The organism is Nocardioides sp. (genome assembly GCF_030019515.1).
Lineage (GTDB): Bacteria > Actinomycetota > Actinomycetes > Propionibacteriales > Nocardioidaceae > Nocardioides.
The window spans coordinates 178,226-195,277 of sequence record NZ_JASEEQ010000002.1 but is presented as its reverse complement, the minus strand read 5'-3'; the positions used below and the strand labels follow the sequence as shown (position 1 = coordinate 195,277).

Annotated in this window: 16 protein-coding genes and 1 tRNA gene; 6 read left to right on the top strand and 11 right to left on the bottom strand. The window is 69.7% G+C overall.

The features are described 5' to 3' along the window. The first annotated feature begins 44 nt into the window (after window positions 1-44). Window positions 45-1,508, top strand: coding sequence for a pyruvate kinase (gene pyk / locus QMC84_RS03325; protein WP_300371759.1), 1,464 nt, complete (start codon window positions 45-47; stop codon window positions 1,506-1,508). 6 nt (window positions 1,509-1,514) lie between these two features. Here pyk and QMC84_RS03320 read toward each other — a convergent pair whose 3' ends face one another. Further along, entirely contained in the window at window positions 1,515-2,138 is a 624-nt protein-coding gene (locus QMC84_RS03320; protein ID WP_300371758.1) for a hypothetical protein, read from the bottom strand. A 74-nt stretch (window positions 2,139-2,212) separates the two neighbouring features. After that, window positions 2,213-2,289, bottom strand: a tRNA-Leu gene (locus QMC84_RS03315). A 64-nt stretch (window positions 2,290-2,353) separates the two neighbouring features. Between QMC84_RS03315 and QMC84_RS03310 the strand changes: the two genes are divergently transcribed. Together QMC84_RS03310 and QMC84_RS03305 are read left to right on the top strand one after the other, a co-directional pair. Next, a complete protein-coding gene (locus QMC84_RS03310; RefSeq protein WP_300371756.1) occupies window positions 2,354-2,968 on the top strand; it encodes a response regulator in 615 nt (204 codons plus the stop codon). Window positions 2,969-3,150: 182 nt separating this feature from the next. After that, the gene (locus tag QMC84_RS03305; RefSeq protein WP_300371754.1) at window positions 3,151-4,494 is read left to right on the top strand and encodes an ABC transporter substrate-binding protein; all 1,344 of its coding nucleotides are present in this window, start codon (window positions 3,151-3,153) and stop codon (window positions 4,492-4,494) included. Window positions 4,495-4,595: 101 nt separating this feature from the next. On the opposite strand, the gene QMC84_RS03300 is transcribed toward QMC84_RS03305, so the two are convergent. The 8 genes from QMC84_RS03300 to QMC84_RS03265 form a co-directional block, all read right to left on the bottom strand. Further along, entirely contained in the window at window positions 4,596-5,369 is a 774-nt protein-coding gene (locus tag QMC84_RS03300) for an ABC transporter ATP-binding protein (protein WP_300371752.1), read from the bottom strand. Continuing rightward, window positions 5,366-6,289, bottom strand: coding sequence for an ABC transporter ATP-binding protein (locus QMC84_RS03295; RefSeq protein WP_300371750.1), 924 nt, complete (start codon window positions 6,287-6,289; stop codon window positions 5,366-5,368). The genes QMC84_RS03300 and QMC84_RS03295 overlap by 4 nt, the downstream gene beginning before the upstream one ends. Further along, the gene (locus QMC84_RS03290) at window positions 6,279-7,259 is read right to left on the bottom strand and encodes a branched-chain amino acid ABC transporter permease (RefSeq protein WP_300371748.1); all 981 of its coding nucleotides are present in this window, start codon (window positions 7,257-7,259) and stop codon (window positions 6,279-6,281) included. The genes QMC84_RS03295 and QMC84_RS03290 overlap by 11 nt, the downstream gene beginning before the upstream one ends. Window positions 7,260-7,279: 20 nt before the next feature. Continuing rightward, the gene (locus QMC84_RS03285) at window positions 7,280-8,515 is read right to left on the bottom strand and encodes a branched-chain amino acid ABC transporter permease (protein WP_300371746.1); all 1,236 of its coding nucleotides are present in this window, start codon (window positions 8,513-8,515) and stop codon (window positions 7,280-7,282) included. 264 nt (window positions 8,516-8,779) lie between these two features. Next, entirely contained in the window at window positions 8,780-9,514 is a 735-nt protein-coding gene (locus QMC84_RS03280; protein WP_300371744.1) for an amino acid ABC transporter ATP-binding protein, read from the bottom strand. Then, the gene (locus tag QMC84_RS03275; RefSeq protein ID WP_300371742.1) at window positions 9,511-10,305 is read right to left on the bottom strand and encodes an amino acid ABC transporter permease; all 795 of its coding nucleotides are present in this window, start codon (window positions 10,303-10,305) and stop codon (window positions 9,511-9,513) included. The genes QMC84_RS03280 and QMC84_RS03275 overlap by 4 nt, the downstream gene beginning before the upstream one ends. Further along, window positions 10,302-11,141 (bottom strand): ABC transporter substrate-binding protein, encoded by an 840-nt coding sequence (locus QMC84_RS03270; protein ID WP_300371740.1) that lies wholly within the window; start codon window positions 11,139-11,141, stop codon window positions 10,302-10,304. The genes QMC84_RS03275 and QMC84_RS03270 overlap by 4 nt, the downstream gene beginning before the upstream one ends. Window positions 11,142-11,216: 75 nt before the next feature. Further along, a complete protein-coding gene (locus QMC84_RS03265; protein WP_300371738.1) occupies window positions 11,217-11,963 on the bottom strand; it encodes a DUF554 domain-containing protein in 747 nt (248 codons plus the stop codon). 110 nt (window positions 11,964-12,073) lie between these two features. Between QMC84_RS03265 and QMC84_RS03260 the strand changes: the two genes are divergently transcribed. Next, the gene (locus QMC84_RS03260) at window positions 12,074-12,649 is read left to right on the top strand and encodes a GNAT family N-acetyltransferase (protein WP_300371736.1); all 576 of its coding nucleotides are present in this window, start codon (window positions 12,074-12,076) and stop codon (window positions 12,647-12,649) included. 105 nt (window positions 12,650-12,754) lie between these two features. On the opposite strand, the gene QMC84_RS03255 is transcribed toward QMC84_RS03260, so the two are convergent. After that, window positions 12,755-13,234 carry a hotdog fold thioesterase gene (locus QMC84_RS03255; protein WP_300371734.1) on the bottom strand — a complete coding sequence of 160 codons (480 nt, stop codon included), beginning with the start codon at window positions 13,232-13,234 and terminating at the stop codon, window positions 12,755-12,757. A 42-nt stretch (window positions 13,235-13,276) separates the two neighbouring features. Between QMC84_RS03255 and polA the strand changes: the two genes are divergently transcribed. Beyond that, window positions 13,277-15,958, top strand: coding sequence for a DNA polymerase I (gene polA / locus QMC84_RS03250; protein ID WP_300371732.1), 2,682 nt, complete (start codon window positions 13,277-13,279; stop codon window positions 15,956-15,958). Next, window positions 15,958-16,974, top strand: a complete 1,017-nt coding sequence (locus tag QMC84_RS03245) for an LLM class flavin-dependent oxidoreductase (protein ID WP_300371730.1) — start codon at window positions 15,958-15,960, stop codon at window positions 16,972-16,974. Before polA ends, QMC84_RS03245 begins: the two co-directional genes overlap by 1 nt. The last annotated feature ends 78 nt before the right edge of the window (window positions 16,975-17,052 follow it).

The window sequence follows — 17,052 nt, the reverse complement described above, 5'->3', positions numbered from 1 at the left end:
AAGTTAGGTCTTGGAACGATCAAAGTCGCGGTAGGGTGAAGCACGTGCGTAGAGCGAAGATCGTGTGCACCCTGGGCCCCGCGGTGGCGAACCCCCGACGGATCCGTGAGCTGGTGTACGCCGGCATGGACGTCGCCCGCCTGAACATGAGCCACGGCTCGCACGAGGACCACGCGGCGGCGTACCGCCTCGTGCGCGAGGCCTCGGACGCGAGCGGCCACGGCGTCGGCATCTTCGCCGACCTCCAGGGCCCCAAGATCCGGCTCGAGCGCTTCGCGAACGGGCCGGTCGAGCTGCGCCGCGGCCAGGAGTGGACGATCACCACCCGCGACGTGCCCGGGGACGACCGCGAGTGCGGGACGACGTACAAGGGCCTGCCCGGTGACGTGAACGTCGGCGACCCGATCCTCATCGACGACGGCAAGGTGCGGCTGCGGGTCACCCGGGTCGACGGGCCGGACGTGCACACCGAGGTGCTCGTCGGCGGCAAGGTCAGCGACAACAAGGGCATCAACCTGCCCGGCGTCGCCGTGTCCGTCCCCGCGCTGTCGGAGAAGGACATCGAGGACCTGCGCTTCGCGCTGCACCTCACGGTCGACTTCATCGCGCTGAGCTTCGTGCGCGACGCCAAGGACGTCGAGGACGTCCGCCAGATCATGGACGAGGAGGGCGTGCACCTCCCGGTGATCGCGAAGATCGAGAAGCCGCAGGCCATCGAGAACCTCGACGAGGTGATCGCGGCGTTCGACGGCTTCATGGTCGCCCGCGGCGATCTCGGGGTGGAGTGTCCGCTCGAGGACGTCCCGTTCCTGCAGAAGCGGATCGTCGAGAAGGCCCGTCTCAACGCCAAGCCGGTCATCGTCGCGACCCAGATGCTCGAGTCGATGATCGGCAACCCGGCGCCGACGCGCGCCGAGGCCTCCGACGTCGCGAACGCCGTCCTCGACGGCGCGGACGCGGTGATGCTGTCCGGTGAGACGAGCGTGGGGGAGTACCCCGTCCACACCGTGGAGACGATGGCGCGGATCATCGCGGCGACCGAGGCGCACGCCCTTGCGCAGCCGTCGGGCCGCGCCGCGCTCGCGGAGATCGACTGGGACCCGCACACCCGCGGCGGCGTGATCGCCAAGGCGGCCGAGGAGGTCGCCGAGCGGGTGGGGGCGAAGTACGTCGTCGCGTTCACCCAGAGCGGCGACTCCGCGCGCCGGATGTCGCGCCTGCGCGGTCCGATCCCGATCCTCGCGTTCACGCCGGTCGGGGTGGTGCGCTCGCAGCTCGCGCTGACCTGGGGCATCGAGACGTTCCTGACCACACCCGTCGAGCACACCGACGAGATGGTCCGCCAGGTCGACGACCAGCTGCTCCGGATCGGCCGGGTCCGCGAGGGCGACCTCGTCGTCATCATCGCGGGTGCGCCTCCGGGCATCCCCGGCTCGACCAACGCGCTGCGGATCCACCGGATGGGTGACGCGATCAACCAGGTGGCGCCGGCGTACCGCCGGGGCTGATCGACCTCAGCGCAGCCAGGACCGCGTCGACGCGATGTCGTCGACCGTGCACGGCTCGCCGTGCGGCTTGACCAGCACGGGCTGCGGGTAGGTCCGCCCCTCGGCGGTCGCCTCGAGCGCGACGCCGGTCAGGTGCCCGGGCGCGCTGGGATCCGTCAGTCGCACCACGACCAGGACCGCCTGGAGCCCGTCGGCCGGCGACAGCGTGCGGCCCACCAGCGGACGACGCTCGTCCCAGTCGGCCAGCGAGTCGGCCAGCCCGGCGTTCTTCATCGGCGGGTAGTCCAGGATGATCCCGCGGATGCTCGGGTTGCCGCTGAACGCGACCGTGTCGGTCTCCACGACGTCCAGGTTCTCCGCGTCCCGCAGCTCGACGCCCTCGAGCGTCACGTCGGCGCCCTGGGCGGCCAGGGAGCCCGGATGCAGGATCAGCTCGCCCTCCGGGTCGGACACCACGCACCGGGCCGGGTCGGCCGCGGCGGTCGGCGCCGGGCCGCCGGTCCGGTCCCCGGCTGCCGCATCGTCCGGGGACGCGTTGCACCCGGCGAGCAGCGCGCCGGCGACCAGCAGTGCGACCACACCCGTGGTCCGGACCCGGTCCATGCGGGTCAGCGTAGCCAGCACGCTCACGCCGTCAGCCCGATCAGGGCGTCGAGCCGGGCGACCCCGGCCGCCGACAGGCCCGTTCGGACCGGTGCTCCGGGTGGTGCCCCGGGTGGGATTCGAACCCACACTGGACGGTGTTTGAGACCGCTTCCTCTGCCGGTTGGGATACCGGGGCGCGCGCAGCACCCTATCCGAGACGGCTGTGTCGGCCGCACCGGCCGGCGGATAGCCTGCTGTCCGTGAGTGAGACCCAACAGCCGGCCCCGCAGCCCGGGGGCGCCCTGCCGCGGCGCGTCGTCATCGCCGAGGACGAGGTGCTGATCCGCATGGACCTCGCCGAGATGCTCGGCGAGGACGGCTACGACGTCGTCGGCCAGGCGGGCGACGGGGCCACGGCGGTCCAGCTCGCCGAGGAGCTGCGCCCCGACCTGGTGATCCTCGACGTGAAGATGCCGGTCCTGGACGGGATCGCCGCCGCCGAGCGGATCGCCGAGGCCCGGATCGCCCCGGTCGTGATCCTGACCGCCTTCTCGCAGCGTGAGCTCGTCGAACGGGCCCGTGATGCCGGCGCGATGGCCTACCTCGTCAAGCCGTTCTCCCGCTCGGACCTGGTGCCGGCGATCGAGATGGCGGTCAGCCGGTTCGCCGAGCTGGCCCTGCTCGAGGCCGAGGTCGCCGATCTCACCGAGCGCCTCGAGACCCGCAAGGCCGTGGACCGGGCCAAAGGCGTCCTGCAGGAGCAGCTGCACCTCTCCGAGCCCGACGCCTTCCGCTGGATCCAGAAGACGGCCATGGACCTGCGCCTGTCCATGCGCGAGGTGGCCGAGGGCGTCGTCAGCCACGGGGTCAGCTGAGGTCCGATCGGACTGGTCTAGTCCGTATTCTTCCCGGGTCGGAGACCTCCTCCGGCTCCGGAACCCGAAGGTCACAGTTCCGCAACGAGCCGCTCGTGCAGCGTCGTCGTCCTGATCTTGCGCTACTTTGACCGCACGCCGACGGAGGGTGTCGGCGCTTCTCGAGACCAATCGGAGGCTTCATGAATCGCCCCAAGAAGATCGCGCGTCTCGGCGCACTGGTGCTGTCCACCTCGCTCGTGCTCGCCGCCTGTGGTGGCGGCAGCGACGACGAAGAGCCGGCCGGCACCGAGAGCAGTGCCCCTAGCGGCGAGAGCTCGGCACCTGCTGGCGCCGGGATGCAGCTGTACTTCGTGGACGGGAACACGGCGAACTACTCCGAGGACTTCGATCCCGGAACGCTCGAGGGCGTGAAGGCGACCTACCCGGGGGCGGAGCTGGGAGACGACTTCAAGAACCGGATGCTGACGGTCGACCCGAAGCTCAAGGACTTCACCTACGGCCCGGAGTCCTACGACGCCACGGTCGTTGCGGCGCTCGCAGCCGTTGCGGCCAAGGCCGACTCGGGCAAGGCCATCGGGTCGAAGATGCAGGAGGTCTCGGCCGAGGGTGAGAAGTGCACGACCTTCAAGGAGTGCGCCGACCTGCTCGCCGACGGTGCGGACATCGACTACGACGGCGTGTCCGGGCCCATCGACCTGAACTCGACCGGAAGCCCGTCCGCGGCGACCATCGGCATCTTCCAGTACGGCGCCGACAACAGCTACTCCCCGATCGACTACGTCACCGGCGAGATCCCCGACGTCGCCTCGGTGAAGGCGGACCAGAAGATCAGCGGCGACATCCCCAAGGGCGACGGCACGCTGACCGTCGGCACCCTGCTCCCGCAGAGCGGTGACCTCGCCTTCCTCGGCCCCCCGGAGTTCGCGGGTGTCGACCTGGCGGTGAAGGACATCAACGAGGCGGGCGGCGTCAACGGCAAGCCGGTCAAGCAGATCAAGGCCGACTCCGGTGACGGCACCCCGAACATCGCGCCGTCCGAGGCCGACAAGCTGCTGCGCGGCGGCGCCGACGTGGTCGTCGGTGCTGCTTCGTCGTCGGTCTCGCTGAGCGTCATCGACCGCATCACCGCGGCCGGCGTCGCCCAGGTCTCGCCGGCGAACACCTCGACGGCGTTCGACACCTACGCGGACAACGGCCTGTACTTCCGTACGGCCCCGTCCGACGTGCTCCAGGGTCAGGTGATGGCCTCCACGCTGATCGGCGACGGCAAGCAGAACGTTGCGATCCTGGCCCGCCAGGACTCCTACGGTGAGGCGCTTGCCGACAACGTGAAGAAGTTCTTCGAGCAGGCCGGTGGCACCGTGGTGTCGTTCCAGCTCTACGACCCGAACGCCGCGACCTTCAGCGCCGAGGTGCAGAAGATCGCTTCCGAGGACCCGGACGCCATCGTGCTGATCGCGTTCGACGAGACGAAGAAGATCGTGCCCGAGCTGATCAAGGCGGGTCTGGGACAGGGCGACTGATCGCCCTCGCCTGACCGCACCGAGAACACAGCGAGGCGCCTCCCGGTCAGCCGGGAGGCGCCTCGTCGTTCGTTCTGCGGACCGTGGTCGGCGAGGGCGTACTAGCCCTTCTTGGCGAGCGTGCCCAGGTAGAGCTCGATGACCTTCGGGTCGTTGGCCAGCTCGTGGCCGGTGGCGGTGTAGGCGTTGCGGCCCTGGTCGAGGACGTAGCCGCGGTCGCAGATCTGCAGGCACCGCGCGGCGTTCTGCTCGACCATGATCACCGAGACGCCCGCCTTGTTGATCGCGCGGGTCTGCACGAACACCTCGTCCTGCATCGCGGGGGACAGGCCGGCCGAGGGCTCGTCGAGCAGCAGCACCGACGGCTCCATCATCAGGGCACGCCCCATGGCCACCATCTGGCGCTCGCCGCCGGACAGCGACCCGGCCCGCTGGTTGCGGCGGTCCCGGAGCGCCGGGAACAGGCCCGCCACGAAGTCGAACCGCTCCGCGAACTTCCGCGGCGCCTGGTAGCAGCCCATCTGCAGGTTCTCGGCGATCGTCAGGCTGGGGAACACGTTGTCGGACTGGGGGACGAACCCGAGTCCCTTGGTGACCAGTGCGTCGGCCCGGTCGTCGGTGATGTCCTCGCCGCGCAGCTTCACGCTGCCGCTGTGGATGCGCACCAGGCCGAAGAGGGCCTTCAGCAGCGTGGACTTCCCGGCCCCGTTGGGGCCGATGATGCCGACCAGCTCGCCGGGCTGGCAGTAGAGATCGGCACCGTTGAGGATGTTGACCCCCGGCAGGTAGCCGGCGATCAGGTCGTCGGCGCGGAGGACCGCGCCCTCGGCCGCCGCGAGGTGCTGGGCACGGACGTCGCTGGTGGTCTCGTTCATCGGGTCTCCTCGTCGTCGGCCCGGAGCTCGGCCTCCACCTCGGCAGCGAGCACCGACTCCTCGATCTCAGTGATGTCTGTGTCGTGGTGCGCGCCGAGGTAGGCGTCGATCACCCGCTGGTCGGCCATGATCGAGGCCGGAGGTCCCTCGGCGATCACCCGGCCCTGGGCCATCACGACGACCCAGTCGGAGATGTCGCGGACCATGTCCATGTCGTGCTCCACGAACAGCACGCTCATGCCGTCCTCGCGCAGCGACTTCACGTGGCCGAGCAGCGACTGCTTGAGCGCGGGGTTCACCCCGGCCATCGGCTCGTCGAGCATGATCAGCTCCGGATTGACCATCAGCGCACGCGCCATCTCCAGGAGCTTGCGCTGCCCGCCGGACAACGAGCCCGCGAAGTCGCCCTCCTTCGCAGCCAGGTTGAACCGGCCGAGCAGGTCGCGGGCCCGGACCGTGATCGAGTCCTCCTCGGCCTTCCAGAGGAAGCGGAAGGGCGCCGCCCAGAACCGCTCACCGCGCTGTCCCGTGGCGCCCAGCCGCATGTTCTCCAGGACCGTGAGCTTGGAGAGCACCTTCGTCAGCTGGAAGGTGCGCACCATGCCCAGCCGCGCCACGTGCGAGGCAGACACGCCCTTGAGCGACTTCTTGTTGAACGTCCACTCGCCCGTGTCGGGCTGGTCGAAGCCGGTGAGCACGTTGAAGAACGTGGTCTTCCCGGCGCCGTTCGGCCCGATCAAGGCGGTGATCACGCCGCGCTGGATCTCGAGGTGGTCGACGTCGACGGCGCGGAGCCCGCCGAAGGTGCGAGTGATGCCGTCGACGACCACGATCGGGTCCTTCTTGGAGACTCCGGGCTCGGGGTCCACGCCGACGAGGTCGGAGGCCCGGCTGCGGGTGTCCTGCATGTCATCGGGCATCGATCGCGATCTCCTTCTTGTCCCCGAAGATCCCCTGCGGGCGGAAGATCATCAGCAGCATGAGTACGAGGCCGACCACGGCGAACCGGATGTTGCCGACCTGGTCGGGGCTCATCAGGTCCGACGGAATGATCGGGTTGTCACCGTTCGACAGCTTGGTGAGGGCCACACCTAGGAACGACAGCACCGCCCAGAACAGCACGGCGCCGACGGCCGGCGACATCACCCGGGCAGCGCCACCGAGGATCAGCATCGTGAAGGCGATGAAGGTGAAGTCGGTGTTGAAGCTGTCCGGCTGCACCGAGGCGAGGCCGAGTCCGCCGATGAACCCGCCGATCGCGCCGATGACGCCACCGAGGATGAGCGCCTGCATCTTGTAGGAGTAGACGTTCTTGCCCAGCGAGCGGACCGCGTCCTCGTCCTCGCGGATGCTCTTGAGGATGCGACCCCAGGGCGAGCGCATCAGCAGCCAGACGAGGACACACGTGAGGACGACGAGGATCCAGCCGACGGTGATCACCCAGAGGTCGTTGCGGCTGAAGCTCAAGAACCCGTTGGGGAGATCCGGGAACGGGTTGAGCGACCGGAAGCCGAGGGTGAACCCGCTGACGCCGTCGCGCGCGTGGAAGTAGTCCTTGAAGGACGTCGAGAACACCAGTCGCAGGATCTCCGCGACGGCGATCGTCACGATCGCGAGGTAGTCCGCGCGCAACCGGAGCGTGGGAACGCCCATCACGAGAGCGAGCAGGACGGCGCCCACCACCCCCAGGAGCAGCGCCACGACCAGCGGCAGGTCGAACGAGGCGATCGCGACGCCCATGGCGTACGCGCCGGCGGCGGAGAAGGCTGCCTGGCCGAAGTTGAGCAGGCCGGTGTAGCCGTAGTGGATGTTGAGGCCCATCGCGGCGAAGACGAACGAGAGGGCGTACGGCGAGAACGCGTCGTGCAGCGGGGTGCTGATCAGGTCCATGACTTATTCCTCTCTCGTTCTCAGCCGATCCGTTCCCGGCGGCCCATGATGCCTTGGGGACGGAAGAGCAGGATCAGGACCAGCAGCAGGAGTGCGCCGGCGTTCTTCAGGTCGGACGGGATGACCAGCGTGGAGAGGTCGATCAGGACGCCGATGATCAGGCTGCCGACCAGGGCGCCCCACACCGAGCCGAGCCCGCCCACGCACACGGCCGAGAACAGCAGCAGCAGGACGAGCTGGCCGATCTGGAAGGTGACGCCGAGCTGGAAGCCGAGGAAGACGCCGGCCAGGGCGGCGAGCGCGGTGCCGATGATCCACACGACCGAGACGACCCGGTCGACGTTGATGCCGGTCGCGGACGCGAGCGCGGGATTGTCGGCCACGGCCCGGGTCGCGCGACCGAGACGGGTGTAGGAGAGGCCGAGGATGACCGCCAGGAGCACGACGATGCAGGTGCCGGCGATCGCGATGTCCCGGTCGGTGTAGGTGAACAGCCCGCCGGCGTCGTGCCCGGCCGGGGTGAGGTACTCCTGGTAGTTCAGCAGGCGACCCTCGGTGAAGTACTGGAAGACGTTCTTGAGCAGGAACATCAGGCCGATGGAGACGATCATCATCGCGATCAGGCCGGTGCCCCGGTGCCGCAACGGTCGCCAGAGGCCGAAGTCCTGGACCCACCCGAAGACGGCCGCGAGCGCCACGGTGATGACCGCCGCCCACACGAACGGGATGCCGGCGGACGTGTTGAGGTAGTACGCGACCACGGCGCCGAAGGTCACCAGCTCGCCGTGCGCGAAGTTGGTGAGCCCGGTGGTGCCGAAGATCATCGACAGGCCGAGCGAGGCGAGCGCGATGATCAGGCCGAACAGCGCGCCGCTGTAGACCAGCCCGGGCAGCCGGTCCCAGGTGGTCTCGACGTGCCGGGTGTCCGGCCCGATGGGGAAGGCGAGCGGCAGGGTCTGGTTCGGGAGCAGGGTGACCTCGCGGACGTTGTCCTCCGTGCGCAGCTCGACGCCCTCCGGCAGAGTGTCGACGACGAGCTCGACGGTGACCTGACCGCCCTCTCCGGGGACCTCGACGGAGAACTTTCCGTCCGGTCCGCTGGTTCCGGTGTACTCCTGTCCGTCGGCCGTGGTCACGTTGATCTCGACGCCCTCGACCGGGGTGTTGCCCTCGGCCGAGTTCACCAGGGTGCCGACGATCGTGTTGCCGTCCTCGGCCGCCTGGGCCGGTCCGGCACCGAGGAGGCTGGCGAGCACTGCGAGCAGCAGGGCGGCGAGTGCGAGCGGGGCCGAACGCGGCCGCGCGCCTCGCCGAGCACGATTCTGACGGTAGGGCATAGGGCTCCTTCGCCGCGCTCCGCAGAGCATCGTTGGGCGGTTCGTACCGGTCGGTCGGCGGATCATAACGCCGCCGGGGGTGCTGGTGCTGCCGACGCGAGCGCGACGACCGCTCGACGAAGATAACGACTCGGGAACAGGTTCGCATCGGCTGACCTGATACCGGGGCCGATCTGGGCCGGGTCAGAGCACCTTGGACAAGAACGCCTGGGTGCGCTGGTGCTGTGGATCTGAGAGCACCGCGCGCGGGTCGCCCTCCTCGACGATCACGCCGTCGTCCATGAAGACGAGCCGGTCGCCGACCTCGCGGGCGAAGCCCATCTCGTGGGTGACGACCATCATCGTCATGCCCTCCGAGGCCAGGTTCTTCATGATCGCGAGCACGTCGCCGACCAGCTCGGGGTCCAACGCGGAGGTCGGCTCGTCGAACAGCATCATGTCGGGATCCATGGACAGGGCTCGGGCGATCGCGACCCGCTGCTGCTGGCCGCCCGAGAGGTGGGCCGGATAGACGTTCTCACGATCGGCAAGGCCGACCTTGGCCAGGTTGCGGCGGGCGATCTCGACGGCCTCGTCCTTGGAGCGCCTCTTCACCCGCCGTTGGGCGGCACAGAGGTTGCCCAGCACGTTCATGTGCGGGAACAGGTTGAACTGCTGGAACACCATCCCGATGCGGGATCGGACCGCGTCGAGGTCGGTCTCCGGATCGGTGATGTCGATCCCCTCGACGAGGATCTTGCCGGAGGTCGGCTCCTCGAGCCGGTTCACGCAGCGCAGCAGCGTGGACTTCCCGGACCCGGACGGGCCGATCACGCACACGACCTGGCTCTGGTCCACGCGGAAGTCGATGCCCTTGAGCACCTCGTGCTCGCCGAAGTACTTGTGCAGGTTCGAGACCTGGATCGCCGGGATGCTCATCGGGCTGCTCTCTGCTGTCGTCGCTCGAGGAACGCCACGAGCTGGCTGGCCGGGATCGAGATCACCAGGTAGACCAGTGCGATCGCCAGGAGCGGGCTCGCATTGGAGTAGTTGACGAGGCCCTGCTGACCGAACGACGTGAGCTCGACCTGGTCGTACTGCATGCCGACGAACGTCAGCAGCGAGGTGTCCTTCACCAGCAGGATGAGCTCATTGGTCAGCGGTGGGATCACGATCCGGACCGCCTGGGGCAGCGTCACCGTGACCATGGTCCAGAACCCGTTCATGCCGAGCGACTGCGCGGCCTCGCGCTGCCCCTTCGGGACCGCCTGGATGCCGGCGCGCAGGGTCTCGGCCATGTAGGCCCCGGACACCATGATCAGCGCGATCAGGCCGGCGCCGATGGTCCCGCCCGGAGCTGTCCAGCCGAAGGCGAGCGGCACGCCCAGTGCCATGAAGATGATGACGACCAGCGCCGGGAGGCCGCGGAAGAACTCGATGTAGACCGTGGCCAGCCAGCGGTAGAGCCGCAGCGGCGAGAGCCGCATCAGGGCGAGCACGAGGGCGAGTGCGATGCCGCCGGCGAACGCGATCACCGTGTACTTCACGGTGTTCTTGGCAGCGATCAGGACGATGTCCGGCCACAATCCCTTCCAGGTGTCCCCGTCCAGGAAGTTCTTCGAGATCGCGTCCCGGTCCGCTGTCACGACGACGATGGCGACGACGGCCAGCAGGACGGCGTACGCGACGCCGTCCCGCAGCCGCCGCTTGGTGGCCCGCTTCAGACTCACTGGTCCGTGGCGAAGTAGGTGTCGTAGATCTTCTCGTAGTCGCCGTCGTCCTTCATGGTGGCGAGCGCCTCGTTGACGGCGTCGATGAGGCTGGTGTTGTCCTTCTTCATCGCCAGGCCGTAGCTCTCACCGGTGTCGTAGGTCTCCACGACCTTGAACTCGCCGGCGGCCTTGGGGTCGTTCTGGTGGTCCAGGTTCACCGGGAGGTCCTGGAGCAGCGCCTCGACCTGCCCGGCCTTGATCGCGGCGTACATCTCGCCGTCGCTCGGGAACACCACGACGTCGGCGCCGGAGGCGTTCTCGTTGGTGTAGGCCTCGCCGGTGGTGCCCTTCTGCACACCGACCTTGACGCCGTCGAGGTCGTCGATCGAGGTGATGCTGGAGTCCGCAGGCACGAGCAACGACTGCTCGGAGTCGTAGTAGCCGTCGCTGAAGCCGAGCTTCTGCTCGCGCTCGGGGGTGATCGTCATCGCGCTGGCGGCCATGTCGCACTGGCCGGACGCCAGCGCGAGGCCGCTCTGGAGCGCGTTGAAGTCGGAGTCCTTGATCTGGACCTGGAGGTCGAGCTGCTCGGCGATCGCGTTGACGATGTCGACGTCGAAGCCGGCGAACCCGGTGTCGGTGGTCTTGTCGAAGTTCTCGAACGGCGGGTACGGCACGTCGGAGCAGACGGTCAGGGTCCCGTCGGAGATCAGGTTCAGGTCCGCGGCGCCGCTCGGGCTGTCGGAACCCGTCGTGTCCGAGCCGCCGTCGGACCCGCAGGCAGAGGCGGTGAGCGCGAGGGCGGACAGGACGGCGGCGGCCAGGGTGGCGCGGGGTGTCAGGCGAATCAGCATGGCTGCACATTAGACCCGCGGCGTGTCACGTGGATCACAGACCCGTCTCAATCTGCAGAGTCTCAATGCAGAGCCTCAATGCAGCGTCGCTGCGACCTCGACCAGCACCGGCGCCACGAGCAGCGCCGGCAGCAGATCGGCGACCGGAATCTCCCGGATCCGGAGCAGCCGGAGCGCCACCCCCACGAGGAGCAGCCCTCCGGTCGCGGTGATCGCGGCCAGGTGGGCGTCGGGGAGCACGTCGCCGACCCCGAGGCCGACCAGTGTGAGGGAGCCCTGCACGACCACGACCGTGAGCGCGCTCGCCGCGACCCCCCAGCCGAACGAGGCGGCGAAGGCGACCGCGGCGAACCCGTCGAGGGCGGCCTTGAGGAGGAGCTGGTCGGCGCCGTTCCCGAGGCCGTCGTCGAGCGATCCCAGGATCGTCAGCGGGCCGGTGCAGAACACCAGCGACGAGACGACGAACCCCTCGACGAAGCGGTGCCGCTCGACCGACCCGCTCTCGCGGGTCAGCCGGACCTGCAGCCAGCCGCCGAACGTCTCGACCCGCTGCTCGAGCCGGAGCAGCGAGCCGCCGATGCCGCCGATCAGCAGCGCGCCCAGCACGATCAGCATCGGTGCGCTGTCGCCGACCTTGTTCGCCAGGTCGCCGTCGAGCACCGCCATCGCGGCGGTGGCGGCGATCAGCAGCGTCACGAGCCCCAGCGCGTCGGTCACCAGGTCGCGGGTGCGCACCGGCAGGCGGTTGCCGAGGAGGACGCCGACGGTGGCGCCGAGCAGCACCGTGACGACGTTGACGATGGTGCCGATACCGGGGAACACGGGACTCCTCTGACAAGACAGCGGGGCTGAGCGTAGTCTCCTGCAGTGGTGCCGCGTTCGGGGGACGAGAGACGTGGCGTAGCACGGAGGTCCGGAAGGCCAATGACTCGATGAGCCGCTCTTTGGTGTCGCTCCGCATCGCCGTGCCCGCGGACGCGCCGGCCCTCGCGGACCTGTGGACCGACGTGCTGCGTCGTACCGGCCCCGAGGACCAGACCGCCGACCTCGAGGTCCTCCTGAAGCGGCTCGAGAGCTGCCCCGACCAGCGCATCGTCGTGGGGGAGTACGACGGCGAGTTCGCCGGCGCCGTCCACCTCGAGGCGACGACCATGTCCGCCCTCAACCTGGAGCCCGTCGTGCGCGCCCTCTCCCCGCACGTGCTGCCGCGGTTCCAGCGGCACGGCGTCGGCCGCGCGTTGATGGACGCCGCCGTCACCTGGGCCGAGGAGCTGGGCGTCAGCCACGTCGCCACCGCCGCGGTCGCCGGCTCGCGCGACGCCAACCGCTTCATGGCGCGACTCGCCCTGGGCCCCTACGCCGTACTCCGGGTCGCGACCACCCACGCGGTGCGCACCCGGCTGACGGCGTGCCGCCGCCCGGCCCAGTCCAGCGGCGGCCGCCAGCTCACCCAGGTGCTCGCCGCCCGCCGCTCGATGCGCCGCAGCCGGGCCGGCGTGGAGAACTAGCGGAGCCGCGCCAGCGGATCCGCTGATGGTGGTCGAGCGAGTCGCGCCACCGAGGAACGAGGTCGTGACCGACGTGTCGAGACCGGTCGAGCTGCCTCGGACGTCTCAGCCGGCGTACCGCTCCCGCGGCATCAGCGCGCAGGTGATCCGCGTGGTGCACACACGCTTGCCGCGCTCGTCGGTGATGACGACCTCGTAGGTCGCCATGGTGCGGCCCAGGTGGATCGCCGTGGCCGTGCCGGTGACCGTGCCCGCGGTGGCCGAGCGGTGGTGGGTCGCGTTGATCTCGATGCCGACCGAGAGGCGGTCGGGGTGGGCGTGGACGGCGGACCCCACCGAGCCCAGGGTCTCGGCGAGCACCACGGACGCCCCGCCGTGGAGCAGGCCGTAGGGCTGGGTGTTGCCCTCGACCGGCATCGTGCCGACGACCCGCTCCGCGGAGATCTCGGTGAGCTCGATGCCCATCTTCTCGTTGAGGGCGCCCATCCCCTGGGGCATCGAGGCGATGTAGTCGTCGACACCCATCTCGGGGCCGGTCTCGGGGCCCGTCGCGGGGCTGGCCTCGGGGCGCTGGTCGTCGCTCATGCACCCATTCTGGCCGTCGGTGCCCGCCGCTAGAGTCGCAGGGTGCCACGCCTCCTGCTCCTCGACGGTCACTCGCTCGCCTACCGCGCGTTCTTCGCGCTGCCGGTGGAGAACTTCTCGACCACGACCGGGCAGCACACCAACGCGGTCTACGGCTTCACCTCGATGCTGATCAATGTGCTGCGTGACGAGCAGCCGACCCACGTCGGCGTGGCCTTCGACGTGTCCCGCCAGACGTTCCGGCTCGAGGAGTACGCCGAGTACAAGGCCAAGCGCAACAAGACGCCGACCGAGTTCAGCAGCCAGCTGCCGTTGATCGAGGAGGTGCTCGACGCGCTGCGCATCCCGTTCCTGAAGAAGGACGGCTACGAGGCCGACGACATCATCGCGACCCTCGTCACCCGGGCTCTCGAGGACCCGGAGATGGAGGTCCTGATCCTGACCGGCGACCGCGACTCGCTCCAGCTCGTCACCGAGCGCTCGACCGTGCTCTACCCGATGCGCGGCGTCTCCGACCTGGCCCGGATGACGCCGGCCGCGGTCGAGGCCAAGTACGGCGTGCCGCCGACCCGCTACCCCGAGCTCGCGGCGATCGTGGGAGAGACCTCCGACAACCTGCCCGGCGTGCCGGGCGTCGGCCAGGGGTACGCCGCCAAGTGGATCAACCAGTTCGACGGCCTCGACAACGTGATCGCCCGCGCGGACGAGATCACCGGCAAGAAGGGCGAGGCGCTGCGCGCCCACCTCGGCGACGTGATCCGCAACCGCCACCTCAACGCCCTGGTCTGCGACCTCGACCTCGACCGGACCCCGGCGGACCTCGCTGTGCAGCCGTGGGACCGCCACGAGGTGCACACGCTCTTCGACGGCCTCGAGTTCCGGGTGCTGCGCGACCGGCTCTTCGAGACGCTCACCTCCGAGGAGGAGATCGACGACTCCGGCTTCGACGTCACGATGAGCGTCCTGGCGGCCGGCGAGCTGCCCGCGTGGCTGGAGCAGCACGCCGCCTCCGGCGAGCGGGTCGGCCTGCACGTCGCCGGGCGCTGGGGCGCCGGCACCGGCGACGTGACGTCGCTGGCGTTGGCCACCACCGACGGCGTGGCCGCCTGGGTCGCCGCCGACCAGCTCGACGTCGCCGACCAGACAGCACTCGCGGCGTGGCTGGCCGACCCCGAGCGGCCCAAACTCCTCCACGACGCGAAGGGGCCGATGCTCGCCCTGGCCGCCTGCGGCCTGCCGCTGACCGGTCTGGGCCGCGACACGGCGCTGTCGGCGTACCTCGCCCGGCCCGACCAGCGCTCCTACGACCTCGCCGACCTCACCGTGCGCTACCTCAAGCGCGAGCTCAAGCAGGGCGACGCCGACGACGGACAGCTCAGCCTGGACGGCCTCGACGACGCCACCAGCGGGCAGCGCGCGGGCGAGGTGGAGATGCTGCACGCGCGGGCGGTCCTCGACTTGGCCGCCGCCCTCGACGACGAGCTCGAGGAGCGTGGCGGCACCCGCCTGCTCAACGACGTCGAACTGCCGCTGGTCGACCTGCTGGTGAAGATGGAGCAGACCGGCATCGCCGTCGACACCGACCACCTGGAGGCGCTGGAGGGCCACTTCGCCGCCGAGGTGCGCGACGCCGCCGAGCAGGCGTTCGCGGTGATCGGCAAGGAGATCAACCTCGGCTCGCCCAAGCAGCTCCAGGCGGTGCTGTTCGACGAGCTCGGGATGCCGAAGACCAAGCGCACCAAGACCGGCTACACGACCGACGCGGACGCGCTCCAGGCGCTGTACGTCAAGACCGAGCACCCGTTCCTGCTGCACCTGCTGCGCCACCGTGACGTGACCCGACTGCGGCAGACGATCGAGGGCCTGCTCAAGACGGTGGCGGGCGACGGGCGCATCCACACGACGTTCAACCAGACGATCGCCACGACCGGTCGCCTGTCCAGCACCGATCCCAACCTCCAGAACATCCCGATCCGCACCGAGGAGGGCCGCCGGATCCGCGAGGGCTTCGTGGTCGGTCGCGGGTACGAGTCGCTGATGACCGCCGACTACAGCCAGATCGAGATGCGGATCATGGCCCACCTGTCCGAGGACGACCTGCTCATCGAGGCGTTCAGATCGGGTCGCGACTTCCACTCGATCACCGCCGCCCGCGTCTTCGACGTGCCGGCCGACGACGTCACGGTCGAGATGCGGGCCAAGATCAAGGCGATGAACTACGGCCTCGCCTACGGCCTGTCCGCGTTCGGCCTCGGCCAGCAGCTCGGCATCGAGCCGAGCGAGGCGCGCGGGCTGATGGACGAGTACTTCCAGACCTTCGGCGGCATCCGCGACTACCTCGCCGGCGTGGTCGAGGAGGCCCGCAAGGCCGGGTTCACCGAGACGATCTGGGGTCGCCGGCGCTACCTGCCCGACCTGACCAGCGACAACCGCCAGCGCCGCGAGATGGCCGAGCGGATGGCGCTCAACGCGCCGATCCAGGGCTCGGCCGCCGACCTGATCAAGATCGCGATGCTCAATGTCGACCGGGCGATCGCGGCGGCCGGGTTGGCCTCCCGGGTGCTGCTCCAGGTGCACGACGAGCTCGTGTTCGAGGTCGCGGTGGGGGAGCAGGAGGCGCTCGAGGCGCTGGTCCGCGAGCAGATGGGCGCCGCCGCCGCGCTCGCGGTCCCGCTCGACGTCTCGGTCGGCTTCGGCCGCAGCTGGCACGAGGCGGCGCACTGATGAAGAGCATCGGGTTCCTCTCCTTCGGCCACTGGACGCCCTCGCCGCAGTCCCAGGTGCGCACCGGGGCCGACGCCCTGCTGCAGTCGATCGACCTCGCGGTCGCGGCCGAGGAGGTCGGCGTCGACGGCGCGTACTTCCGGGTGCACCACTTCGCCCGGCAGCTCGCGTCGCCGTTCCCGCTGCTCGCGGCGATCGGGGCCCGGACCAGCCGGATCGAGATCGGCACCGGCGTGATCGACATGCGCTACGAGAACCCGCTCTACATGGCGGAGGAGGCCGGCGCCGCAGACCTGATCTCCGGCGGGCGGCTCCAGCTGGGCGTCAGCCGCGGGTCGCCGGAGCAGGTCGTCGACGGCTACCGCTACTTCGGCCACCTGCCCGCCGAGGGCTCCGACCACGCCGCGATGGCGCGTGAGCACACCGCCGTGCTGCTCGAGGTGCTCAAGGGGGAGGGCTTCGCCGAGCCGAACCCGCGGCCGATGTTCCCGAACCCGCCCGGCCTGCTGCGTGTCGAGCCGCACTCACCGGGCCTGCGGGAGCGGATCTGGTGGGGCGCCGGGTCGCGGGCGACCGCGGAGTGGGCGGCCGAGCAGGAGATGAACCTGATGAGCTCGACGCTGCTCACCGAGGACACCGGCGTGCCGTTCCACCAGCTGCAGGCCGAGCAGATCCAACGGTTCCACGACGCCTGGCGGGCCGCCGGCCACGAGCGGGCGCCGCGCGTCTCGGTCAGCCGGAGCATCTTCCCGGTCGTCACCGACCTCGACCGCACCTACTTCGGTGATCGGAGCGGCGAGGACCAGGTCGGCCGGCTCGAGGGCGGCCTGGCCCGCTTCGGGAAGACGTACGCCGGCGAGCCCGACGCCCTGGTGGCCGAGCTCGCCCAGGACGAGGCGATCGCCGCGGCCGACACGCTTCTGCTGACGATCCCCAACCAGCTCGGCGTCGACTACAACGTGCACGTCCTCGAGAGCGTCCTCACCCACCTCGCGCCGGCGCTCGGCTGGCGGTGAGCGGGTCGGCCTTGACCCTGTGGAGCCCGCCATCTAACGTACATACAAATAGACGTTAGAACTTCGTCGGAGTGTGGC